This is a genomic window from Allobosea sp. Tri-44 (genome assembly GCF_004123845.1).
Lineage (GTDB): Bacteria > Pseudomonadota > Alphaproteobacteria > Rhizobiales > Beijerinckiaceae > Allobosea.
Map to the genome: position 1 here is coordinate 1 of NZ_NBDP01000023.1, position 23,949 is coordinate 23,949.

Below are 23,949 nucleotides of genomic sequence, written 5' to 3' on the forward strand. Positions count from 1 at the left end.
GGGTCGATGGATCGGCAGGCGAAGACCCTGGCTCACCCACGGGCTTGCTGTCCCTGAGGGTCGTCGGTCTTCCGCCTGCCACCGCACCCGCCAGTGTAGCAGATGAGGCAAAATCAGAGTTACAAGGTGTTCGGACTGAAAACGTTGGCCTGAACCCGACCGCGGGGTTGGCGATTGCGAAACTGGTCTGACCACCTACACCTCACCCTGCCCTCTCCTTACAGGAGAGGGTTCCCCGCGCCTTTCTCGCTCAGGTCGCGTTGCGGCGGCACGGCGTGCCTCCGCCGCTGAAATCCCGCTTGCAGCCCACTTCGCTTTGTCATTATTCTCATTCGTATACGAACGATCTCGGTGGCCGTGACGATCAGGATGAACAGGCGCGCCTCGCCCCGCCTGGGCGAGCCATGAGGGCGACGCGGCGCTTTGCGCTTCGCGTCAACGGCGCGAGCCATGAGGTCGAGGGCGAAGCCCAGACGCCGCTGCTCTTCTTCCTGCGCAACGATCTTGCACTCAACAGCCCGAAATTCGGCTGTGGCCTTGGCGAATGTGGCGCCTGCACGGTGCTGATCGACGGCCAGGCGGCGCGCGCGTGCGCCCTGCCGGTCAGGCTGGCGGCGGATCGTGAAATCGTCACGCTCGAAGGGCTCGGCAGCGTCGAGGCGCCGCACCCGCTGCAGCAGGCCTTCATTGATGCGCAGGCCGCGCAATGCGGCTACTGCATCGCCGGCATGGTGATGACGGCGAAGGCCTTCCTCGATGTTCGCCCTGACCCTAGCGAGACCGAGGTGCGCGAGGCGCTGCGCCATAATCTTTGCCGCTGCGGCACCCATGTCGAGATCGTCAAGGCCGTGATGCTCGCTGCCGAGCGCGGCCGGCAGGACGCGACCACATCATGAGCGAGCCGGCTGCTCCCCTCTCGCGCAAGACGCTGCTGAAACGCGGCGGCGTGATCGGTGTGGTGGCGCCGCGCAAGTGCGCCCCGGCCGATGCCGCGCCTGAGGACGGGCTCGACCTGCATGTCTGCCTGACGGCGGAAGGCCGCGTCCTCGCCTTCAACGGCCATGTCGATCTCGGCACCGGCATCCGCACCGCCCTCGCCCAGATGGTGGCGGAAGAGCTGGATTTCCCGTTCGCCGCCGTCGAGATGGTGCTCGGCGACACCGCCGAGACGCCCGATCAGGGGCCGACCATCGCCAGCGAGACGATCCAGGTCACCTCGCTGGCGATACGGATCGCGGCGACGCAGATCCGGGCCAGATTGATCACCCTCGCAGCCGCGGCGCTCAGCTGCGGCGAGGACGAGATCGCGCTAAGCGATGGCGTGATCTCGCGCAGGGGTGAGGCGGCGCCCGCCATCGCCCTCGACACACTGCTCGCCAATGAGCGCATCCTGTTGCCGTTGGCTGAAAGCGCCGAATTCAAGCAGGTCGATCAGCACAAGCTCGTCGGCCGGTCGGTCGCCCGTGTCGACATTCCGGCCAAGGTCACCGGCAGCTTTGCCTATGTCCATGATGTCCGCGTGCCCGGCATGCTGCATGGCCGGGTGGTGCGCCCGCCCTATGCCGGCATGGATGTCGGCGACTTCGTCGGCAGGAGCCTGATCTCGGTCGATCGCGACTCGATCGCCGATGTGCCCGGAGTCCGCGCGGTCGTGGTCGAGGGCGACTTCATCGGCATCGTCGCCGAGCGTGAGGAATGGGCGGCGGAAGCTGCCTTGAAGCTTAGGACGCAATGGCGCGACTTCACGCCGCCCGACCTCTCCGATCTCGGGCAGGCGCTGCGCACCCACCCCTCGACGCCGCGCCTCCTCGCGGAGGAGGGCGATGTCGAAGCGGCACTGGAGAGCCTCGAGACGCGGCTCGACCGCACCTATGTCTGGCCCTACCACATGCATGGCTCGATCGGCCCGTCCTGCGCCGTCGCCGATGTGCGCGAGGACGGGATCACCGTCTGGACCGGCAGCCAGAACCCCTATCCGCTGCAGAACGACCTTTCCGTGCTGACCGGCCTGCCGAAGGAGCGGATCGACGTCATCCGCTTCGAGGCCGCCGGCTGCTATGGCCGCAACTGCGCCGACGATGTCGTCGCCGACGCGGTTCTGCTCGCGCGCGCGGTGGGGGGGCCGGTGCGTGTCCAGCTCACCCGCGAGCAGGAGCATCTCTGGGAGCCGAAGGGCGCGGCCCAGCTGATCGACATCAAGGGCGGGCTCGGGCCGGGCGGCTCGCTGAAAGCCTATGACTTCCACACCTGGTACCCGTCGAACGCCGCCCCGACCCTGGCGCTGCTGCTGACCGGACGCATCCCGAACCAGCCGGCGGCGCTCAGGATGGGCGATCGCACCGCGGTGCCGTCCTACACCTACGAGAACATGCGATTGACGGCCTATGACATGCCGCCGATCGTGCGGGCGTCCTGGCTGCGCGGCGTCTCGGCCATGCCGAACGTCTTCGCCCATGAGAGCTATATCGACGAGCTCGCGCATGAGGCCGGCGTCGACCCCGTCGAATTCCGGCTGCGCCACATCAATGACGAGCGCGCCGCTGAATTGACGCGGGCGACCGCCGAGCGGGCGAACTGGCAGCCGCATGTCGGCCCGCGCATGGAGGCCGATGGCGACATCCTGCGCGGGCGCGGCTTCGCCCAGGCGCGCTATGTCCATGGCAACTGGCCGGGCGTCGCCGCCGCCTGGGCGGCCTGGGTCGCCGATGTCGCGGTCAACCGCGCGACCGGCGAGGTCACCGTCTCCCGCGTCACCGTCGGCCAGGACACCGGCATGATGGTCAATCCCGCCGGGGTGACGCACCAGATTCACGGCAACGTCCTGCAATCGACCAGCCGGGTGCTGCGCGAGGAGGTGACGTTCTCGCAGACCACCGCCGTCGCCAGCCGCGACTGGGGCTCCTATCCGGTGCTGACCTTCCCGGAATTGCCGGCGATCGACGTCATGCTGATGGACCGGCAGCATCTGCCGCCGATGGGCGCGGGTGAGTCGGCTTCCGTCCCGAGCGCGGCGGCAATCGTAAACGCCGTCTTTGACGCGACCGGGGTGCGCTTCCGCGAATTGCCGCTGACACCGGAGCGGGTGCTCGCCGGCCTCAACGGGACACCGCTATTGAAGGCGCCGCCGCGCGAGCCGGACAGGCGCCTGCCCTGGTGGAGCAAGCTTGGCGCCGCTGTGGCGGGCGCCGCGAGCTTCGCCGCCGTCTCGTTCGCTTTTGCGCCGTCGATCGCGCCGATCGCCCGGCCGGAACCATCGACCTGGTCGGCGGCGACGATCGAGCGCGGTCGCCAGCTTGCGGCGCTCGGCGCCTGCGCGGTCTGCCATACGGCTAAGGACGGCAGCGCTTACGCCGGCGGGCTCGCCCTGCCGACCCCGTTCGGCATGGTGATGACCACCAACATCACACCCGATGTCGAGACCGGCATCGGCAGCTGGTCCTATGCCGCCTTCGAACGCGCGATGCGCGCCGGCCTGCATCGCGACGGCCGCCAGCTCTACCCCGCATTCCCCTATCCGAGCTTCGCCAAGGCGAGCGAGGCCGATCTGCAGGCGCTCTATGCCTTCCTGATGTCGCAGCCGGCGGTGCGGCAGGAGAACGAGCCAAGCCGGCTCACTTTCCCCTTCAACTTGCGCCCGCTCATGGCCGGCTGGAACCTGCTGTTCAACCGGCAAGGCGAGCTGAAGCCCGATCCGACCCGCTCGGCCGAATGGAATCGGGGGCGCTATCTCGTCGACGGACTCGGCCATTGCGGCGCCTGCCACACGCCGCGCAATGCGCTGGGCGCCGAGAAGAGCGGCAGCGCCTATCTCGCCGGCGGCGAGGCGGAGGGCTGGGAAGCGCCGGCACTGACGAAGCTCTCGGCCGGGCCGATCCCGTGGAGCGAGGCGCAGCTCTACGCCTATCTGAAGACCGGCACCTCGCAGCATCATGGCTCGGCGGCGGGGCCGATGGCGCCAGTCATTGCCGAGCTCAGGGAACTGCCCGACGCCGATATCCGGGCGATGGCGAGCTATCTCGCCTCGTTGAACGAGCCTCTACCCGCAGCTGAAGCGAAAGCGCTGGCGGCGAATATCGCGCAACGGACAGCGCGAGCTGCCAACCCAGCAACCTCGCCTGTCGCGCGCCTCTATGAGGGCGCCTGCGCCGCCTGCCATGAGACCGGCCGCGCCGCGCCGCTGCTCAATGCCGGGCCGGCGCTCGGCCTGTCGTCGAAGCTGCATGCGGCGTCGCCCGCCAATCTCGTCAACATGCTGCTCGAAGGCGGTCAGCACGGCATCGGCTCGATGCCCTCCTTCGCGACGGCGCTCGACGACCGGCAGCTGGTGGAACTGGCGGCCTATCTGCGCGGGCGGTTTGCGCCCGGGAAGCCAGGCTGGGAGGGGATCGAGGCGGCGGTGGCGCGGGCGCGGAAGGCCGGGAAGTAGGCGCAAGGATCCTCGACAGAAAACCCCTCTCCCATCCGGGAGAGGGGTTCCGCGTCGCGGTTCCCACGCCCCGCGGGGATAGACCGCAACCTTATCCCCGCCCTTCCAACTTCCCATATAATCGCGGCTATCCCATCCCCGAGGGGCGGCCATCCGGAGGCATGTCGTTTGGCGGGGTGGGTGCGGCGCCTGCGGGCGAGGGTTGCGCCTCGCTCCCGGGAGGTTTCGGGAACCGACCTGGGGACATTACGATCCCTGCGCGAGGAGCTCGCTAGCTGGGCGGCCCGCCGATGACCAACCGCCCGGCCGCCGACGCGACGACCCGATGAGGGACACTGGCGAAGGCGGCGGGCGGGATCGGCGGCCGATCCGAAAGAAGCGCGGCCCGGAGCTTTAAAATCGCCGAAGGCGGAGCGCCACGGGGCGTGCGGAGGGTGGCTCAATCCCTTCGCGCCGCTTCCTGGCTCAATGGAAGCGGATCACCAAACCAGCGCCTCGCGGCGCTCCGCTGCCCCTCATTGCGAGAACGCCCGCGGCATGAGCCTGCGGGCGGGGATGACGCTTGGGCGCCTTCCTTCTCCCCCGAGGGGAGAAGGAGGCTAATCGGAGAGGAGGCTCCCGCGCTCCGCTCTCAGCTCCGCCCGAGCCGCACGCCGCTTTCGGCGTCGAAGACGTGGACCTTGTCGGGGTCGACGGAAATCCAGAGCCGGCCGGGCTGCGCCGCGACCTCGCCGGTCGCCGCCTGCATGACGAAGGGCTTAGCCGCGAGCTGGCCGTGGAAGAGCTGGGTCGCGCCGAGTTCCTCGATGAACTCGACATCGAAGGGCAGCGAGCCGGCGGCGCCCTCCGAGGCGATCTCGATGTCCTCGGGCCTTAAGCCCACCTCGACGGCAGTGCCTACGGCTAAGTCCTCGCGCAGGTCGCGCGCCTGCAGCAGGGCGTCGCCGAGCGCGATGATGCCGGCGCCGTCGACCTTGGCCGCCAACAGGTTCATCGGCGGCGAGCCGATGAAGGTGGCGACGAAGCGGCTCGCCGGCTTGCGGTAGACCTCGGAGGGCACGCCGATCTGCTCGACCTGGCCGCCATTCATCACCACGAGCTTGTCGGAGAGCGTCATCGCCTCGACCTGGTCATGGGTGACGTAGATCGCGGTGACGCCGAGCGCCCGCTGCAGCTTCTTGATCTCGACGCGCATCTGCACGCGCAATTTGGCGTCAAGATTGGAGAGCGGCTCGTCGAACAGGAAGACCTGCGGCTTGCGCACGATCGCCCTGCCCATGGCGACGCGCTGGCGCTGGCCGCCCGAGAGCTGGCGCGGCCTGCGCTGCAGGAAGGGCTCGATCGCGAGGATGCGGGCGGCCTCGGCGACTCGGCTTTCGATCTCGTCCTTGGGCGTGCCGCGATTGCGCAGGCCATAGGCCATGTTGTCGTAGACGCTCATATGCGGATAGAGCGCGTAGTTCTGGAAGACCATGGCGATGTCGCGGTCGGCCGGCTCGACCTGGTTGACGACGCGGCTGCCGATCGCGACCTCGCCGGCCGAGATCGTCTCGAGCCCGGCGACCATGCGCAGAAGGGTCGACTTGCCGCAGCCGGACGGGCCGACGAGGACGCAGAAGCCGCCATCGGGGATGTCGAAGGAGACGCCCTTCACCGCCTCGACGCCGCCGGCATAGATCTTCTTGACGTTGTTCAGCGTGACCTGAGCCATAAGCGGGCTACTTCTCTGTCTCGACGAGGCCCTTCACGAAGAGCCTCTGCATGGCGATGACGACGAGGACCGGCGGCAGCATGGCGAGCATGGCGGTCGCCATGGCCATCTGCCATTCGGTCAGGGCGTCGGAGGTGGTGATCATCTTGCGGATGCCGATGACGATGGTCTGCATCGAGTCCTTGGTCGTGATCAGCAGCGGCCAGAGATACTGGTTCCAGCCATAGATGAACTGGATGACGAACAGTGCCGCGATCGTCGTCAGCGACAGCGGCAGCACCGTATCCTTGAAGAACTTGAACGGGCCGGCGCCATCGATCTTCGAGGCTTCGAGCAGCTCGTCCGGGATGGTCATGAAAAACTGCCGGAACAGCAGCGTGCCGGTGGCCGAGGCGATCAGCGGCACGGCCAGGCCCTGATAGCTGTCGAGCATGCCGAGATCGGAGACGACCTTGAAGGTCGGGAAGATGCGGACCTCGACCGGCAGCATCAGCGTGACGAAGATGATCCAGAACGCCGCCATCCGGAACGGGAAGCGGTAATAGACGATGGCGTAGGCCGAGAGCACCGAGATGAAGATCTTCCCGAGCGCGATCGTCATCGCCATCACGAAGGAGTTGAACATCATGCTCGCCACCGGCTCGCGGGTCGAGCCGGAGGTGCCGACGAAGAGGATGCGGTAGTAGTTCTCGAAGAAATGCGGGCCGGGATAGAGCGGCAGCTGCCCGTTGATGATGGTGGCGTTGTCCCAGGTCGAGGCGACGAAGGTCAGCCAGACCGGAAAGGCGCAGATGAGCACGCCGATCGTCAGGATCACATAGGCGATCGCATCGCCAAGACGGCGGTCCTCGACCATCAGGCATGTCCTCCGCGGTCATTCAGAAGCTTCGCCAGCGCATCCGCCGCCGCGTCGAGGAAGGCGGTGCCCTTCTCCGGCGTCGCCTTGCGGGCATCGCCGATCACGCCGGTCTCGGTCATCTCGCGAAAAGGCTGGTAGCGGCCGACAGTCGGGCGCGTCAGCGCCGTCAGGTCGGCATCCAGCATGCCGAACGCCTCGGCGAGCCGCTCGTGCCGCACCGTCTCCGGCGCCAGCACCATCATCATCGAGGTCTCGACCTCGCAGGCGTGCAATACGCTGACCTGATCGTCCATGAACGGCGCCATCGCCTCCTGCGCCAGCAGGAAATAGGTGGTGGCACGGACCTGGAGCGAGGTCTCGCGGGCGAAATCCGGCAGGAAGGCGGCGAGCGCGGCGATGTTGCCGCCATGGCCGTTGACGATGACGACGCGGTGGAAGCCGTGCCGCTCGAGGCTCTTCAGCAGAGCGAGCAGGACGGCGCGGTAAGTCGGGATGTCGAAGGTGAAGGTGCCGCCGAAGGCCATGTGGTGCTCGGCCATGCCGCACCACAGGGTCGGCGCGACGACGACGTCAACATCCCCGGCGCGCTCGGCCGCGAGCTTGCAGACGCCGCCGCACAGGATGGTGTCGACGCCGACAGGCAGATGCGGGCCGTGCTGCTCCATCGAGGCGACCGGCAGCACGACGACGGCGTCCTTCGCCGCCTTCTCGCGCAACTCCTCGGCGGTGAGCTCCTGCCAGAGTACGGAGCCCATCAGTAGTTCACCTTGCGCTCGATGAAGCGGAACTGGAAGGCGGTCATGCCGATCACCATGATCAGCAGGATCACCGATTGCGCCGCTGAGCCGCCGAGATTGGTGCCGCCCTTGCCGTCGGAATAGACCTTGTAGACCAGCGTCTCGGTTGCGCCCGAAGGGCCGCCGCCGCTGATGGTGTCGATGATGCCGAAGGTGTCGAAGAAGACGTAGACGAGGTTGACGACGAGCAGGAAGAAGGTCGTCGGCGAGAGTAGCGGGAAGACGATGGTCCAGAAGCGCCGCATCGGGCGGGCACCATCGATCACCGCCGCCTCGATCACGCTCTTCGGGATCGACTGCAGGCCGGCGAGGAAGAACAGGAAATTGTAGGAGATCTGCTTCCAGGTCGCGGCGAGGATGACCAGCGTCATCGCATCATTGCCGTTGAGGCGCGGATTCCAGGCGACACCGAGCGATTGCAGGCCGCGGGCGAGCATGCCGAGCGAGGGATCGAACATGAAGATCCAGAGCACGCCGGCGATGGCGGGCGCGACGGCATAGGGCCAGATCAGCAGCGTCTTGTAGATCTCGGCGCCGCGGATCTGCCGGTCGGCCATCACAGCGAAGAGCAGCGCCAGCGAGAGCGAGAGCAGCGCGACGAAGACCGAGAAGATGCCGGTGTTGATCAGCGCCTTGTAGTATTCCGGCTTGGAGAACAGATCGCGATAGTTCTCGAACCAGACGAACTCGGTCGAGATGCCGAAGGCGTCCTGCAGCAGGAAGCTCTGCCAGACAGCCTGGCTCGCCGGCCAGTAGAAGAAGACGACCGTGATCGCGAGCTGCGGCAGGAGCAGCAGCAGCGGGATCGTCAGCCCCTTGAAGTGAGCATATTTCTGCATCGGCCAGCCCGGCGGGAAAGAAAGGCCGGGACGAAACGTCCCGGCCCCCGATCGTCTCTTTTACTTCGCGGTGCGCTCGAACTGGCGCAGCGCCTGGTTGCCGCGCTCATTGGCCGCGTCGAGTGCCACCTTCGGCGTTTTCTGGCCGTTCAGCGCCGCCTCGATCTCCTCCGACCAGATGTCGCGGATCTGGACGAGGCCGCCGAAGCGCACGCCACGCGAGTTTTCGGTCGGCTCCTTGTTGTTGAGCTCCAGCAGCGGGGTCTCGAGATAGGGGTTCTGCTTGTAGAAGCCGGACGCCTTGACCTTCTCATAGGCCGCCTTGGTGATCGGCAGATAGCCCGACTCGGTGTGCAGCTTCACCTGCCGGTCGACATCCGAGAGGAAGGTGAAGAACTTGGCGACGCCCTTGTACTCGTCGGCCTTCTTGCCGCCCATGACCCAGAGCGAGGCGCCGCCGATGATCGAGTTCTGCGGCGCGCCGGCGACATCCGGATAATACGGCATCGGCGCGTTCGACCAGTCGAACTTGGCGTTGGCCTTGACGTTGCCGAAGAAGGCCGAGGAGGTCAGGAAGAGCGGGCATTCGCCAGAGGTGAAGCGGCCCTCGCCGGTGTTGGTGCGGCCGGAATAGGAGAACACGCCTTCCTTCTGCAGGTTGGCGAGGTTGGTCAGGTGCTTGACGAAGAGATCGCTATTGATGCGGAACTCGGTGTCGAAGCCGTCGAAGCCGTTGGCCTTGGTGCCGACCGGCACGTTGTGCCAGGCGCCGAGCTGCTCGATATTGGCCCAGGTCGTCCAGGCCGTGGAGAAGCCGCATTTGTCGAAGCCGGCGGCCTTAAGCTTCTTGGCGGCCTCGAAGACTTCCGGCCAGGTCTTCGGCGGGGCTTCCGGCAGGCCGGCCTTCTTCAGCGCGTCCTTGTTGTACCACATCACCATCGAGGACGAGTTGAACGGGAAGGAGAGCATCTCGCCCTTCGTCGTCGAATAGTAGCCGGTGATCGCCGGCAGATAGCTCTTCGGATCGAAGCTTTCGCCGGCGTCCTTCATCACGTCGGCGACGGGCTTGATCGCACCCTTAGCCGACATCATCGTCGCGGTGCCGACCTCGAAAACCTGCATGATGTGCGGCGCATTGCCGGCACGGAAGGCGGCGATGCCGGCGTTCAGCGTGTCGGGGTAGGAACCCTTGTAGGCGACGACGACCTTGTAGTCCTTCTGCGAGGCGTTGAACTCCTCGGCCAGCTTGACGACGACGTCGTTGTTGGCGCCGGTCATGGCGTGCCACCACTGGATCTCGGTCTGCGCCAGAGCCGGCGAAGCAGCGGCGAGCGCGAACGCGCCGACCGCGGTCAGGGTCTTCAATTTGAAGGTCATGATCAGCTCCCTCTAAGCCCCCGATATGCGCGGGCGTTCTTGTCGTTGGTGCGCAAGCTAGCATGAAGCCGGGGCGACAGTTCAATGACAAAACGATGACATTTCTGCCCCGTTGTGGACGCGCATCGGCGCACTTGCGATTTTCCGCGGAAGCGGCTGTTCTCCTCAGCCTTCCTGCACACTGCACACAGCCGGATCAGCCATGCCCTCGCTCTCGCTTACGCCCGCCAACACTCTGCCGGCCGATGCCGACCGCGCCGCGCTGGCCGGCCGGGTCTGGCGGCCGGAACTCGCCGGGCCGTCGGTGGTCAAGCTCAAGGGCGACGAGGTCATCGACGTCACCGCGGCTTTTCCGACCATGCGCGATCTCTGCGAGACCGCCGATCCGGTAATAGCGCTGCGCGCAGCAGACGGCGAAAGCCTGGGCTCGCTTGCCGATCTCCTCGCCAACAGCTCGGTCACTTCCCGCAATGACGGCAAGCCCTGGCTGCTCGCCCCGGTCGACCTGCAGGCGGTCAAGGCCGCCGGCGTCACCTTCGCCGTTTCGATGCTGGAGCGCGTCATCGAGGAGAAGGCGCGCGGCAACCCGGCCGCCGCCGCCGAGATCCGGACCGAGATCGGAAAACTGATCGGCGACGACCTCTCCAAGCTCAAGCCCGGCTCGCCCGAGGCGATGAAGCTGAAGGAGGTGCTGATCGCCCAGAACAGCTGGAGCCAGTATCTCGAGGTCGGCATCGGGCCGGACGCCGAGATCTTCACCAAGGCGCCGCCGATGTCGGCGGTCGGCACCGGCGCCGACGCCGGGCTGCACCCGGGTTCGAGCTGGAACAACCCCGAGCCGGAGATCGTGCTCGTCGTCGCCTCGGACGGCCGGATCGTGGGCGCCAGCCTCGGCAACGACGTCAATCTGCGCGACTTTGAGGGCCGCTCGGCGCTGCTGCTGGGCAAGGCCAAGGACAACAATGCGGCCGCCGCCATCGGCCCGTTCATCCGCTTCTTCGATGGCGATTTCTCGCTCGATCATGTCCGCAAGACGACGGTGAGCCTCGCCGTTGAGGGCGAGGACGGCTTCACGCTTGAGGGCTCGTCCTCGATCGCCATGATCAGCCGCGACCCGGCCGATCTCGCCGCGCAGATGCTCGGCCCGCACCATCAATATCCGGACGGGGCGGTGCTCTATCTCGGCACCATGTTCGCGCCGATCAAGGACCGCGATGCGCCCGGCGGCGGCTTCACCCATAAATATGGCGACATCGTCACCATCGCCGCGCCCGAGCTCGGCGCGCTGGTCAACCGGATGCGCCGCACCGACGAATGCGAGCCCTGGCGCTTCGGCGCCTCGCATCTGATGCGCAACCTCGCCAAGCGCGGGCTGCTGTGACGCGCCTGAGCTACATCGACTACCACACCTGTGGCGAGCCGGTGCGCATCGTCGCCTCGGGCTATCCCGCGCTCGCCGGCGCGACCATTCTCGACAAGCGCCGGCAGGCCCGCGAGCGCTACGATCACCTGCGACGCGCGATGATGCTGGAGCCGCGCGGGCATGACGGCATGTACGGCGTCATTCCGGTCGCGGCGAGCCATCCCGAGGCGGCCTTCGGCGTGCTGTTCACGCACAACGAGGGCTATTCGACCATGTGCGGTCACGCGACCATCGCCCTCGGCCGCTATGCGATCGAACAGGGGCTGGTGAGGGCGACCGAGCCGGTGACCCGCTTCGCCATCGAGGCGCCGTGCGGCCTGCTGCGCCTTGCCTGCGAGGTTGCTGATGGCAAGGTCGACGCGGTCAGCTTCGAGAGCGTCCCGGCCTTCGTCGAGGCACGCGACCTCGTGGTTCCGGTGCCCGGCTATGGCGATGTCACCACCGACATCGCCTATGGCGGCGCCTATTACTGCATCCTGCCAGCCTCGCGCTTCGGGCTCGACCTGATGCAGACGCCGGTCGAGGAGATCGTCGCGGCGGCGGGCGCGCTGACCGACCAGGTCCGGGCGAGCGTCTCGATCACACATCCGACTGAGCCCGATCTCGGCTTCCTCTATGGCACGATCGTCACCGACGAGGCCGGGCCGAATGAGGACAGCTTCAATCTCTGCGTCTTCGCCGAGCGCCAGATCGACCGCTCGCCGACCGGTTCGGGCGTCACCGCCCGGATGGCGCTCGACCACGCCAAGGGGCTGATCTCCGCCGGCCAGAGCCGCAGGATCCGCAGCATCACCGGCGGCGCCTTCACCGGCAAGGTGATCGGCCCGGTCGATTTCCCGGCAGCAGGCGCGGTCACGGTCGAGGTCGGCGGCCGCGGACATCTTTCCGGCGAAGGCAGCTTCGTCATCGAGGCGGACGACCCGCTCGGCCACGGCTTTGTCCTGCCGAAGCGCTTCGCCGAGATCGAAAGCTCATGAGCCGGCTCACTCCGGCTGACGAAAGTTCAGGGATCTCGCGCCAGCGCGGATGGCGGTGCCATATTGTCCCACCCATCATAAAGACGCAGAGAATCGTGGCCCGCCGCGCGGCTCCAGCGAATGCCAACTCGGCATCGGTATAGCCTCGCAATTTCCGGAGAAAGCCAAGCTTCCCCGTCGAGGTAAACCCGCTTTTCATCTTGCCCAGAAGGAGCACGGTAAGATTCTGCTGCTACTTTGCCGTGCGTGACGCTGGAACGAACCATGGATGCGAGCCCGGACCGAATGGCCGCTGCAACAGCTGCGAAGGTGCTCGTCGCCGCACGCCCCTGGGCCGGTCCGGCGATCTGGCTCGCAGCCTTCCTCGCTTTCGTCCTCGCTGGCCTGCTGCTGCCGCTGCGCCTGCCGCTCGGGTCGTATTACTGGGACACGGCGGTCTATCTCGACGCAGCCCAGCGCATCCGCGAAGGTCAGGTTCCGAACATCGACTTCTTCGCCCCGGTCGGCCCGCTCGGCTACTACCTCGTCGCCGGCCTTGACCGACTGTTTCCGAATGCCCACCCGCTCCTGGCCGCGAATTGGAGCCTGCTGCCGATCGCGCTGCCGTTGCTCGCGATCCTCGTCTTTCATGTCGCTCAGCATTCGCGAGGGCTCGCGCTGGCGCTGCTTTTACCCTTCCTGCTCTTCGCTTCGCTGCCAATCAACCTGCACGAGGTCTATCCGCTGCCGGGCTTCGACGGCTACGGCCATTACAACCGGCACGTCGCGCTGCTGCTCTACATCCTGATCGCCGTGCTGATGTTCGTGCGCGAGCGGGCGCTGACGATTTGGCTCGTCGCAGCGCTGATGCTGACGCTGTTCCTGGTCAAGGTCACCGGCGCTGTCGCTGGGGTGATGCTGGTCGGTTACGCCGTCCTCACCGCCCGGATGCGCCTGCGCGACGCCTGCCTCGCCGCTGTCGCTGTGATCGGCGCGCTCGCCATTGTCGATCTTGCGAGTGGCGGGCTGATCCGGGCTTATATCGACGACATCCTGACCCTGCTGAAGCTCAACACCGGCGCGCTGCTGCCGCGGTTCCTCACCGTTGCCTCGTTCAAGTTCGAGGTCGTCGGACCGACGCTCGTGCTTATCGGCCTGCTCGTCTACTCGTCCTGGCAGGCGAGGCCGGCGGGCCTCCTGTCCTGGCTGCGCGAGCTTGCCATCTCGCCGGTGGGTTGGCTCGCAATCGGCCTACTGGCGCTGACCTTCTTCGAGACGCAGAACACCGGAAGCCTCGAATTCATCGGGCTCTGGCCGATCCTGCTCGTGCTCCTGCTCGACTGGCGCCGGCGCAACGACAGCCTGCGGCCAGTGGTGATGCTGCTGATCTGCGTCGTCGCGGCGCCTTCCGCCGTGAACTTCATCGAGCGCAGCGCCCGAGCCGCCCTCGGCGCGCCGACCTATTTGCCGCTCGCGGTTGACAATGTCGGCAAGCTCGGCCGGGTCAGCGTCAAGCCCGAGATCGCCGAGCGGGCTCCGATCATGCTGCAGCACTACGCCAGGCATCAGCCAGCTTATGCCGATCTCGCCGCGACCGGGCAGAAGCCTTCGGTCACGCTGTACTCCGAGATCGACCACCACGCGATCTGGCTGCTCGAGGTCGAGCAGGGCATAGCGGCGATCAAGGCCTGGGAGCATGCCAACAGGCGCGAGCTCAACGGCGTCTTCACCCTCGACTTCGTCGACATCATGAACCGCCTGCTCGATCGCCGGCCACCGCGCCATGTCCCGATCGGCATCGATCCGAAACGGAGCAATCCGCAGCTCGAAGCGCAGATGATCGAGAGCCTGCACCGGACCGATGCGATCCTGGCGCCGAAATGCCCGCTGACCTCGATCCGCGCAACGATCTTCAAGCACTTCGCCCAGACGCTCGAAGGTCGCAGCAAGGTCGCGCTGGCGCCCTGCTGGGACATGTATCTGAAGCCCTGATCAGGGGCTCGCGGTGACCCGCTGCGACAGGGCGGTCTCGATCGAAAGCCTGAGATCGCGCGCCGCGGCCGCAATGTCGTCACCGCCGAACAGCGATCCGATCACGGCGACGCCATCGGCCCCCGCTGCAATGACCGAGCCGGCATTGGCGGCGGTGATGCCGGCGATGGCGCCGACCGGCAAGGCACCGAGCACGCGCGCAGCCGCCTGGCGCAAGTTCAAGAGCCCGTCCAGCCCGAGCGGCGCGTCGGCATTGTCCTTGTGCGCTGTCGGGAAGACGCCGCCGATACAGGCATAGTCGATTTTCGCGGAGGCGAGCTCGGGCAGTTCACCCTCATGCTTCAGCGTCGCGCCGATGATGGCGCGCGGCCCGAGCAGGCGGCGGGCATCGACCAGCTTCATGTCGTCGGCGCCGAGATGGACGCCGTCGGCGCCCGAGGCGAGTGCGACGTCGACGCGATCGTTGATCAGCAAGGGCACATTGGTGCCGTGCAGGGCCGAGCGGATGGCGCGCGCCTCGCGCACCATCTCGCGCGTCGTCTCGGTCTTGGCGCGAAGCTGGATCAGCGTCGCACCGCCTTCGACTGCCGCGCGCGCCATATCGGCCATGGAGCGGCCATTGGCGATCTGGGGATCGACGATGCCGTAGAGGGTGATGTCGACGCTCATCGTCCGGTTTCCATTCGTGCAGCCAGCGTCGCCGCGTCCATCGCAGCGACCGCATCGATCAGCTCGACCTCGAAGCTGCCGGGGCCGCGGCAGCGCTCGGACGCGATTTCGCCGGCAATGCCATAGGCGGTCAAGGCCGCTGCCGCCGCGACCGCCTTGTCGGCCTCGACGGCGCAGCAAGCCGCGATCAGCGCACCAGCGGCGCAACCGATGCCGGTGACCCTGGTCATCAGCGGGTGGCCATGCGCGACGGAGAAGTTCGCCGTGCCGCTCTCGATCCGGTCGACCTTGCCGGTGGTGACGCGGGTGACACCCTGCGCGGCGGCGAGATCGACGGCGAGCGCCGCCATCTCGGTGGCGTTACCGCGTACGAGAATATCGGGCAGGCGCAGTACCTCGCCAGCGATGTGCCGGCGCAGCGGCGAGAGCTCGACGAAGACCGGATCGAAGACGACAGGCTTGCCGCGGTCGCGCGCCACTTCGAGCAGCTTGGGAATGGCGAGCTCGCTCTCGGCATTGATCGTGCCGATATTGATCAGGATCGCGCCTGCACCTTCCGCCATCGCCGCGACCTCGTCGACATGGATCGCCATCGAGGGGATCGCGCCGAAGGCGAGCAGCATGTTGGCGGTGATGTTCTGCGCCACCGTATTGGTCAGGCACTGCACCCGCGGACGGCTCTGCGCCACACGGGCGAGGACGGAGGCGACCTCCTGCGGCTGCAAGGTCCGCGCCGGCATGATCTCGGTAGTGTCGCTCGTCATCTCGTCTCCATTGGGCTCGCCAAGGGATATGGGAAAGAAACTAGCCTAGCGCCATCAGGGCCAGATCGCTGACGCCACGCGCTGCAAGCTTACCGGCGGCGCGCGCCGCCCTGATACCACTGCGGCAGCAGAGCACGATGCGTCGGCCGTCGGTTTCATCCAGCGATAGCCGATCGATCTCATCGACCGCGAGCCTGATGGCATCGGGCGCAGCTGCCACGGGCGCCTCCTCGACGCCGCGCAGCTCGACCACGATGTCGCCGGCTGAGAGCTGCGACGGCGCGATGAAGCGGAAGGAGCCGGCGAGCGGTTCCTGTGCCGCGGCGAAGGAGAAGCCGCCGAAGGCGAGGCGGCGCGCGTCGAAGCTGATCACTCGGCCGAGCGGAGATGGCTCAAGGCCCAGCGCCAGCAGCAAGGCCATCTGCGCCTGCAGCAGGCCGAGGCTGGCGACCGCCGGGCCGAGCACGCCGGCCGTGGCGCAATCGGCGGCGCGGGCCGGCATTTCCGGGAAGACCGCGCGGTAGCTCGGCCCACCACCGCAGAAAGCGCCGACATAGCCGGAAAGGCCGGCGATCGAGGCGCTGACCAGCGGTTTGCCGGCATCGCGGCAGGCATCGCTCAGAACATAGGTCGCGGCGAAACTGTCGGCGGCATCGACGACGATATCGGCACGCGCCACCAGCTCCGCGGCATTGTCGGGCGCGAGCCTGAGTGCCAAGGCCTCGACCTCCACACCGGGATTATACGCGGCGAGCGCCTCACGCGCCGCCTCGACCTTGGGCCGACCGACATCGCTCATCCGGTAGAGCGGCTGGCGGTGCAGATTGCTTTCCTCGACCCGGTCGGGATCGATCAGCAGCAATCGGCCGATGCCGGCGCCGGCGAGATAGGACAGCACGGGGCAGCCGAGCCCGCCGGCGCCGACGACGAGGACGCTGGCGCGGGCCAGCCGTGCCTGCCCCTCGGGGCCGACCTCCGGCAGTACCATCTGGCGGACATAGCGATCGGTCATGGCTTCCTCCCGCATCATCCCAGCAAGGCCCGGCCGAGCACCGGGGTTGAAGGCGCGGCCATGTCGCGCGGCTCCATCGGCCCGGCTTCGAAGGCGAGGCGCCCGGCCTCGACCGCCCGGGCGAAGGCGGCGGCCATCGCTGCCGGATCGCCGGCTTTCGCCACCGCGGTGTTCAGGAGGACGGCGTCATAGCCGAGTTCCATCGCCGCGGCCGCATGCGAGGGCAGACCGATCCCGGCATCGACGACGAGCGGGATATCGGGGAAATGCGCCCGCAGCGCCCGCAGGCCGTAAGGGTTGTTCAAGCCCTTGCCGGTGCCGATCGGCGCGCCCCAGGGCATCAGCACCCGGCAGCCGGCCTCGACCAGCCGCTCGGCCACGACGAGATCCTCGGTCATGTAGGGGAAGACCTCGAAACCCTCGGCGCAGAGGATGCGCGCCGCCTCGACCAGACCGAACACATCGGGCTGGAGCGTGTCGGCCTCGCCGATCACCTCCAGCTTGATCCAGGGCGTGCCGAAGACCTCGCGCGCCATCTGCGCCGTCGTCACCGCTTCCTTGACCGAATGGCAGCCGGCCGTATTAGGCAGCACTTTGACGCCAAGGCCACGGATCAGCGCCCAGAAATCTTGGCCGCCGCCGAGCCGGCCGGCCTCGCGGCGCAGCGAGACCGTGACGACATCGACGCCGGCCGTCTCGACCGCCCGCTGCAGCACGGCCGGCGAGGGATATTGCGCCGTGCCCAAAAAGAGGCGCGAGCGTGGGGTGAAACCATAGAAATCCATCGCCTCAGCCTCCCTGCATCGGCGCGAGGATCTCGAGCCGATCGCCGTCTGCGAGAATCGTCTGCGCCCGTGCAGTTGCGGACACGAAGGTCTCGTTCACGGCCGTGGCGACGACTGTGCCGGCATAGCCCAGCTCTGCCAGCGCCTCGGCCAGGATCGGGGTGGCGACCTCACGCGTGTCGCCGTTGACGATGATCTGCATCGGACAGCTCCTGGGATGCGAGGAGACGATCGGCCGCCTGCCGGGCCAGGGCCGGCGAGAGCAGGAAACCGTGGCGGAAAAGGCCGTTGAAACGCAGGACCCGGCCATCCTCGACGATGCGGGGAAGATTGTCGGGAAAGGCCGGGCGGACATCGGCGCGCAGCTCGACGATTTCGGCCTCGCCGAAGGCCGGATGCAGCGCATAAGCGGCGCTGAGCAATTCGATCGCCGAGCGGGCGCTGACACGGCTGCGATCATCGCTCTCGATCATCGTCGCGCCGATCATGAAATGCCCGTCGGCGCGCGGCACGACATAGAGCGGGATGCGCGGATGCAGCAGCCGCACCGGACGGCTCAGGCTGATCTCATTGGTGCGCAGCACCAGCATCTCGCCACGCACGCCACGCAAAGCGCCCAGACGGTCGCGGGCGGAGAGACCACGGCAATCGACGATGCGATCGGCATCGAGCGCCGCCTCGTCAGCCTCGACGCCATATTGGATCGGCACATCGGCTGCCTGAAGCGCCTGCGCCAGCGCCGCCATGGCCAGGCGCGGGTCGAGATGAGCCTCTTGCGCGAAGAACAGGCCCTGCCGGAAGCGGCCGGCGAGATCGGGCTCCAGCGCGGCAACGCCGTCGGCATCGAGCCGCTCGAAGCCGCTCGTCCGTGCGGAAAAACGCGTCAGCTCGCCGGCATCGCGGGCCGGGGCAAGCACGAGCGTGCCATGGGCGAGCGTGCCGGGATAATGGCGCGGCCACCAGTCGAGCGCCTGCCGGCCCAGGGTGACGACGGCTTCCTCGGCGCTCTCGCGCTCGCACCAGGGCGCCAGCATGCCGCCAGCGGACCAGGAGCAAGCCTGCTCGCCGAGCCCGGCGGCGCGTTCGAACAGCTCGACCGCGACGCCCCGCTCGGCCAGTTCGAGCGCCGTCACGAGGCCGGCGACACCGGCCCCGATCACAGCAACGCGCATGGTCCCTACTCCGCCGCCGGCAGATAGAGATTGCCGCCCTTCTTGAGGAACTCCTCCGACTTCTCCGCCATGCCCTGTGAGGCCATCGCTTGGAGCGCCGCACGCTCATTGTCGCCCATCGCCAGCACTTCGGCGCGCAGGTCCTGGGTGATCTTCATCGAGCAGAACTTGGGCCCGCACATCGAGCAGAAATGCGCGACCTTGTGGGCATCCTTCGGCAGGGTCTCGTCGTGGAAAGCGCGGGCCGTGTCCGGATCGAGCGCCAGGTTGAACTGATCCTCCCAGCGGAAGTCGAACCTCGCCCGCGATACCGCGTCGTCGCGGATCTTCGCCGCGGGATGGCCCTTGGCGAGGTCGGCGGCATGGGCGGCGATCCGGTAGGTGATGACGCCGGTCTTGACGTCGTCGCGATCCGGCAGGCCGAGATGCTCCTTCGGCGTGACGTAGCAGAGCATGGCGCAGCCGAACCAGCCGATCATCGCCGCGCCGATGCCCGAGGTGATGTGGTCATAGCCAGGCGCGATGTCGGTGGTCAGCGGTCCCAGCGTATAGAACGGCGCCTCGCCGCATTCGCGCAGCTGCTTGTCCATGTTCTCCTTGATCTTGTGCATCGGCACATGGCCGGGGCCCTCGATCATCACCTGGCAGCCCTTGTCCCAAGCGGTCTTGGTCAGCTCGCCCAGCGTCTCCAGCTCGGCGAACTGGGCGCGGTCGTTGGCGTCAGCGATCGAGCCGGGCCGCAGGCCGTCACCGAGCGAGAACGAGACGTCGTATTTGCGCATGATCTCGCAGATCTCGTCGAAGCGCTCATAGAGGAAGCTCTCCTTGTGATGCGCGAGGCACCAGCGGGCCATGATCGAGCCACCGCGCGAGACGATGCCCGTGACCCGCGATGCCGTCAGCGGGACGTAAGGCAGCCGCACGCCGGCATGGATGGTGAAATAGTCGACGCCCTGCTCGGCCTGCTCGATCAGTGTGTCCTTGAAGACCTCCCAGTCGAGCTTGATCGGATCGCCGCCGACCTTCTCCAGCGCCTGGTAGATCGGCACCGTGCCGATCGGCACCGGCGAGTTGCGCAGGATCCAGGAGCGGATGTTGTGGATGTTGCGGCCGGTCGAGAGGTCCATCACGGTGTCGGCGCCCCAGCGGATCGCCCAGACCAGCTTCTCGACCTCCTCGGCGGCGCCGGAGGTGACGGCCGAATTGCCGATATTGGCGTTGATCTTGACCAGGAAATTGCGGCCGATCGCCATCGGCTCGAGCTCGGGGTGGTTGATGTTGGCCGGGATGATCGCTCGTCCGCGGGCGATCTCGTCGCGGACGAATTCCGGCGTGACAAACTCGGGAACCGAGGCGCCAAAGCTCTCGCCGTCGGCATGGCGCTCCTTGGCGCCCTCCAGCATGGCGGTGCGGCCGAGATTCTCGCGATGCGCGACGTAGACCATCTCGGGGGTGATGATGCCGGCCTTGGCGAACTCGTATTGCGTTGCCATCTGGCCGGGCTTCGCTTCCAGGATCGGGCGCTGCGCCGGGCAGGCCGGAACGAGTTGCGCTTCGTTGATATGGCCGTTGTCGGCGGCCGTGACGGCGCGGCCGGGCACGGTCTGGAAACCGCGGGCGTCGAGCCAGGCGCGGCGCGGCTGCGGCAGGCCGGCATTGAGATCGATCGAGACGTCGGTCTCGGTGAAAGGGCCGGAGGGGTCGTAGATTCGCACCGGCGGCTCGGAATCCGTGGTGAGCTGCACTTCGCGGAACGGCACCCGCATCTCGGGGTGCCCGGGCGGCGCGACATAGATCTTGCGTGAGCCGATGATCGGGCCGGTCGTCACCGTCTGCGGCGCGGCCTTGACGCTGTTCTTCTGGGGTTTGGTATGAGCGTTCATCTTAGGATCTCCTCCCTCTCAGGTTCAGGAGATCCGGGGCGTCTGACGGTCCAGTCGCTGTCTGCGGATGCACTTGTGGCGCAGCCGCGTTCCAGTCCCTCCGCCGGTATGACCCGGATCAGGTTCGATGGGTTCGGCCGTCAGGCCATCTCAGCTCTTGCGAGCACCCCTCGGAACGAGGTGGAGGTTAGAACCGTCGTGATCTCCGCGCAACTGGCAAAGAACCGCCGGCCGACGCTGCGCCGGCATGCGTCAGGGGCATTGCGCTGGTAAGGACAGGAGTTCAGGCCGTGATGTCGAGATTGCCGCCCTGGCCAGCGGGAAGCGTCGCCTGCTGCTGCTCGGCAGCCTGCTGGAGCATGGCGACGAGGGCCTGGTCGGCATCGGCGTTCTGCTTGACCATTTCGACCTGCAAGGCCTGCTGCGTCGCAGCCGACTTCATGCTGACCAGGCTTTGGGCGATCGCGACCGACATATCACTCATGGCAGGCTCCTCGCCGCGACCATAGGCGGCGAGCCTTACCCGAATCTGAATCCGGAACTGCGACCTTTAAGGCCGGTTCCGATCAAGGTGCGATGATCGACGGCACCGGCTTCGGCATCGGAATCTCGCGGTTCGGCTCCGGTGGTCCCGAACGGTCTCGCGCCAGCCGCTCACGCTCGCGCCTGGCCTCGACGCGATCGGAGCGCGGCTCGAGCTTTTGCACCTCGCTCGCATTCGGGGCGATTGGCACACCGGGGGCACGCTGACGCTGGGGCTGCGGCGGGGAGGACTGCGCGGCGGCGGCGTCCGCCACGATCAGCCCGGCGGCGATCAGTCCGAGGAGGACCCATGGGTTCTTGCGCATGGCACTTCTCCAGTCGGGCAGGCGCAAGACAAGCCTGCCCCAAGAAGAAACGCCATGCAGGCCGGGATTGTTCCATGGCCCGACGAGAAAGGCGGGGCGGCTCGCAAGCCGCCCCTCTTCACCTCATTGCTGGTTCTGGCCAGTGAGCAGCGGCGTGATCCGGCGCAGCGTTACGCGCCGGTTCTCGCGCGAATCGCCTTGCGTCTGGACCTTCGGGTACTGCTCGCCATAGCCCTGCGTCGTCAGGTTTTCGGCGGGAACCCCAAAGTCGCGGGTCAGAATCTCGGCGACCGACTGCGCCCGCCGATCCGACAGCGAGAGATTGTCGACATCCGGTCCGACCGCGTCGGTATGGCCCTCGACCATGAAGACCTCGTTCGGCGCGCGTTCGACTGCCTGGCGCACTGCCTGCGCGATCACCCGCAGGCGCCCGGCTTGATCCTGCGTGATGGTCCAGGAACCGGAATCGAAGTTGATCGTGTCAACGTCGACGCTGCGCATATGTGCGCGCAGATCGGGCGAGTAGCGGACTTCGTCGAGCGTGTAGCGGCGCGGCACCGGCGCGACCGGCGGGGCGGTGATCGTCTCGTAGATCAGCCGCTCATCGGCGCGCTCGGCGTCGACGATGTAGCGCTCGCGCGGGATGCGCAGCGGCGGCGGCGGCAGTTCGACCACCTCCTCGGCGAAGCGGGCCTGCGGCCCGTCGCGGCGGACATTGTCGATGATGACGAATTCGCCGCCGTCGCGCTCGCGCCGTGAGCGACGGATCAGCCGGCCTTCGGTGTCGGTCACCGTGACGATCTGCGTGCCATCGGGGCGATTATAGATCGTCACATTCTCCTCGCCACGGCGCTCGCTGCGGGTGTCGAGGCCGAGATCGCGGAAGCGCTGGGTCTCGTCGTAGCGGATGATGGCGCGGTCGTCGTCGCCGCGGATGATGGTGCGGCCGGGCTCGCGGATGATGGTGACATCGCCCTCGCGGCGCTCCTCGCGCCGGCCGCGGATATCATCGAGCCGCGTCGCCCCCTGCGTCGCCATGATGCCGCCGATCGCGGCGGCGCCGAGACCGATCGCGGCCGCGCCGCCAAGGCCGATGCCGCCGCGGCGTCCCTGCCGGTCAGGCATGGGCTGGCCGGCCGGCGCCTGACCTTGGGGAGGTTGCACCTGCCCGGGAGCAACGCCCGGCCGCAAGGGCGTGCCGGGCGGCTGCTGGCCGACGCCGGGCGCCGCTTGCGACGGCACCGTTCCTGGCTGGGCAGGAATGCCCGGCGCAGCTCCGGTATTCGGGGCGACAGGCGGCTGGCCGGGAACGGCCTGTCCAGGCACGGCCTGAGCCGGGGCGGCCTGGCCGGGCTGGCGGCTGGGGCCGCCCGGTGGTTGGGACGGAGCCGTCTGAGTGGGTGCAGCAGTCCCGGGCTGCGAAGGTACAGTGCCGGGCTGCGCCGGGGCTACCGGGGTGCGGCCGACCGGCGGTACGGCTGAAGGCTGTCCCGGCTGAGGCTGGCCGGCCCTCGGCGCAGTGCCGGGGGCGGGAACCGTCTGTCCCGGCGCGGGCTGGCCCGGAGCCGCCTGGCCGGGCTGGCGAGCCGGCCCCGGCGATGGTTGCGGCGGGGTGGGCTGCGACGGAGCCGCTCCGGGCTGCGGCGGAACTCCCGGCGGCCGGCCGGCGCCGGGCGCGGGCTGGCCGGGCTGCGGCTGGGTGCTACCACTGGGAGCGAGCTGGCCCGGCGCGGGGCGAGTGGGCGTTGTCGGCGACGAGGGAGCGGCTCCGGGAGGCTGGCCTGGAGCCGTCTGCGAGGGCGCAGGGCGACGCTGAGTGCCGTCACCTGACGGCGCTCCCGGCGCACTTGGCTGGGTCGACGGCGCAATCGGCCGCGCGGGCGAAGGCTGCGGGGCGATCTGGCCCGGAGCGGGACGCGGCGGTGTGGTTGGCGCGACCGAGGGAGCGCGCGGGGCGCCTTGCGGTGCGGGTGGCGCGACCTGACCGGGTGCGGGGGCCGCAGGCGGCGCGGGACGGCGCGGCTGCTCGGGCTCGGCCCGGCCTGCCGGAGGCACTGCCTGCGGCGCGGAGGGCGGACGTGGTGCGCTCGGGGCTGCTCCGGCCGGGCGTTCCGGAGCAGCAGGGCGAGCCGCAGGCGGCTGGCCCGGTGCAGGAGGCTGGCCAGGTGCGGGGCGAGCGCCGGGAGCAGGGCGCTCCTGACCACCGGGAGGCCGCTGGCGGCGCGGATCAGGCCGCTCGTCATCGCCCGACTGAGCCTGGGCAAGCTGGAGCGATGGAGCGGCGAAACTGGCCTGCGACAGCGTGATGGCGGGGATGAGGGTGCCGAGCAGGAGCAGGTTTTTCGTGCGCATCATGACATCCGTTTCCAGTTGTTCTTCCGGAGATGAACGCCCCCGCGCCCTGAATTCCGAATGAACCGAAAACGGCTGAAATCG

Annotated in this window: 21 protein-coding genes and 1 riboswitch; of the genes, 6 read left to right on the plus strand and 15 right to left on the minus strand. The window is 67.8% G+C overall.

Translation table 11 applies throughout. The features are described 5' to 3' along the window. The 3 genes from B6S44_RS29665 to B6S44_RS15120 form a co-directional block, all read left to right on the plus strand. The coding region (locus B6S44_RS29665) for a hypothetical protein (RefSeq protein ID WP_206735171.1) at positions 1-191 on the plus strand (191 nt) is incomplete at its 5' end. Between the two features lie 213 nt (positions 192-404). Further along, a complete protein-coding gene (locus B6S44_RS15115; protein ID WP_129157724.1) occupies positions 405-896 on the plus strand; it encodes a (2Fe-2S)-binding protein in 492 nt (163 codons plus the stop codon). Next, positions 893-4,426: a molybdopterin cofactor-binding domain-containing protein gene (locus B6S44_RS15120; protein ID WP_129157725.1), complete on the plus strand. Its 3,534-nt coding sequence runs from the start codon at positions 893-895 to the stop codon at positions 4,424-4,426. Before B6S44_RS15115 ends, B6S44_RS15120 begins: the two co-directional genes overlap by 4 nt. A 631-nt stretch (positions 4,427-5,057) precedes the next feature. Here the strand turns inward: B6S44_RS15120 and B6S44_RS15125 are convergent. From B6S44_RS15125 to ugpB, 5 genes are read right to left on the minus strand one after another with little or no spacing between them, the layout of a single operon-like run. Continuing rightward, positions 5,058-6,137 carry a sn-glycerol-3-phosphate import ATP-binding protein UgpC gene (locus tag B6S44_RS15125; RefSeq protein ID WP_129157726.1) on the minus strand — a complete coding sequence of 360 codons (1,080 nt, stop codon included), beginning with the start codon at positions 6,135-6,137 and terminating at the stop codon, positions 5,058-5,060. A 7-nt stretch (positions 6,138-6,144) separates the two neighbouring features. Then, positions 6,145-6,993, minus strand: coding sequence for a sn-glycerol-3-phosphate ABC transporter permease UgpE (ugpE, locus tag B6S44_RS15130; protein WP_126114339.1), 849 nt, complete (start codon positions 6,991-6,993; stop codon positions 6,145-6,147). After that, positions 6,993-7,751: a creatininase family protein gene (locus B6S44_RS15135; protein WP_129157727.1), complete on the minus strand. Its 759-nt coding sequence runs from the start codon at positions 7,749-7,751 to the stop codon at positions 6,993-6,995. The genes ugpE and B6S44_RS15135 overlap by 1 nt, the downstream gene beginning before the upstream one ends. Beyond that, positions 7,751-8,632: a sn-glycerol-3-phosphate ABC transporter permease UgpA gene (gene ugpA / locus B6S44_RS15140; RefSeq protein ID WP_126114337.1), complete on the minus strand. Its 882-nt coding sequence runs from the start codon at positions 8,630-8,632 to the stop codon at positions 7,751-7,753. The genes B6S44_RS15135 and ugpA overlap by 1 nt, the downstream gene beginning before the upstream one ends. Before the next feature lie 60 nt (positions 8,633-8,692). Further along, positions 8,693-10,009, minus strand: coding sequence for a sn-glycerol-3-phosphate ABC transporter substrate-binding protein UgpB (gene ugpB / locus B6S44_RS15145; protein ID WP_129157728.1), 1,317 nt, complete (start codon positions 10,007-10,009; stop codon positions 8,693-8,695). Positions 10,010-10,211: 202 nt separating this feature from the next. Between ugpB and B6S44_RS15150 the strand changes: the two genes are divergently transcribed. From B6S44_RS15150 to B6S44_RS15160, 3 genes are all read left to right on the plus strand, one after another. Further along, positions 10,212-11,390 carry a fumarylacetoacetate hydrolase family protein gene (locus tag B6S44_RS15150; RefSeq protein ID WP_129157729.1) on the plus strand — a complete coding sequence of 393 codons (1,179 nt, stop codon included), beginning with the start codon at positions 10,212-10,214 and terminating at the stop codon, positions 11,388-11,390. Next, on the plus strand, positions 11,387-12,409 hold the full coding sequence (locus B6S44_RS15155; protein ID WP_248309614.1) for a proline racemase family protein: 1,023 nt from the start codon (positions 11,387-11,389) through the stop codon (positions 12,407-12,409). Before B6S44_RS15150 ends, B6S44_RS15155 begins: the two co-directional genes overlap by 4 nt. Before the next feature lie 285 nt (positions 12,410-12,694). Next, entirely contained in the window at positions 12,695-14,380 is a 1,686-nt protein-coding gene (locus tag B6S44_RS15160) for a hypothetical protein (RefSeq protein ID WP_129157731.1), read from the plus strand. On the opposite strand, the gene thiE is transcribed toward B6S44_RS15160, so the two are convergent. The 10 genes from thiE to B6S44_RS30135 form a co-directional block, all read right to left on the minus strand. Continuing rightward, positions 14,381-15,049 carry a thiamine phosphate synthase gene (thiE, locus tag B6S44_RS15165; RefSeq protein WP_129157732.1) on the minus strand — a complete coding sequence of 223 codons (669 nt, stop codon included), beginning with the start codon at positions 15,047-15,049 and terminating at the stop codon, positions 14,381-14,383. Continuing rightward, positions 15,046-15,813 carry a hydroxyethylthiazole kinase gene (locus tag B6S44_RS15170; protein ID WP_129157733.1) on the minus strand — a complete coding sequence of 256 codons (768 nt, stop codon included), beginning with the start codon at positions 15,811-15,813 and terminating at the stop codon, positions 15,046-15,048. The genes thiE and B6S44_RS15170 overlap by 4 nt, the downstream gene beginning before the upstream one ends. A gap of 40 nt (positions 15,814-15,853) precedes the next feature. Continuing rightward, positions 15,854-16,825: a HesA/MoeB/ThiF family protein gene (locus tag B6S44_RS15175; RefSeq protein ID WP_129157734.1), complete on the minus strand. Its 972-nt coding sequence runs from the start codon at positions 16,823-16,825 to the stop codon at positions 15,854-15,856. A 14-nt stretch (positions 16,826-16,839) separates the two neighbouring features. Further along, the gene (locus B6S44_RS15180) at positions 16,840-17,610 is read right to left on the minus strand and encodes a thiazole synthase (protein ID WP_129157735.1); all 771 of its coding nucleotides are present in this window, start codon (positions 17,608-17,610) and stop codon (positions 16,840-16,842) included. A gap of 4 nt (positions 17,611-17,614) precedes the next feature. After that, complete coding sequence (gene thiS, locus B6S44_RS15185) at positions 17,615-17,812, minus strand: sulfur carrier protein ThiS (protein WP_129157736.1); 198 nt, start codon at positions 17,810-17,812, stop codon at positions 17,615-17,617. Next, positions 17,781-18,782 (minus strand): glycine oxidase ThiO, encoded by a 1,002-nt coding sequence (gene thiO / locus B6S44_RS15190; RefSeq protein ID WP_129157737.1) that lies wholly within the window; start codon positions 18,780-18,782, stop codon positions 17,781-17,783. The genes thiS and thiO overlap by 32 nt, the downstream gene beginning before the upstream one ends. Positions 18,783-18,787: 5 nt before the next feature. Next, entirely contained in the window at positions 18,788-20,665 is a 1,878-nt protein-coding gene (thiC, locus tag B6S44_RS15195) for a phosphomethylpyrimidine synthase ThiC (protein ID WP_129157738.1), read from the minus strand. A 77-nt stretch (positions 20,666-20,742) separates the two neighbouring features. Next, positions 20,743-20,846: riboswitch (TPP riboswitch) on the minus strand. A 102-nt stretch (positions 20,847-20,948) separates the two neighbouring features. After that, a complete protein-coding gene (locus B6S44_RS15200; RefSeq protein WP_129157739.1) occupies positions 20,949-21,149 on the minus strand; it encodes a putative motility protein in 201 nt (66 codons plus the stop codon). Positions 21,150-21,231: 82 nt separating this feature from the next. Continuing rightward, positions 21,232-21,513: a hypothetical protein gene (locus B6S44_RS15205; protein WP_129157740.1), complete on the minus strand. Its 282-nt coding sequence runs from the start codon at positions 21,511-21,513 to the stop codon at positions 21,232-21,234. 123 nt (positions 21,514-21,636) lie between these two features. Then, a complete protein-coding gene (locus B6S44_RS30135; protein ID WP_349236375.1) occupies positions 21,637-22,755 on the minus strand; it encodes an OmpA family protein in 1,119 nt (372 codons plus the stop codon). Positions 22,756-23,949: the final 1,194 nt, after the last annotated feature.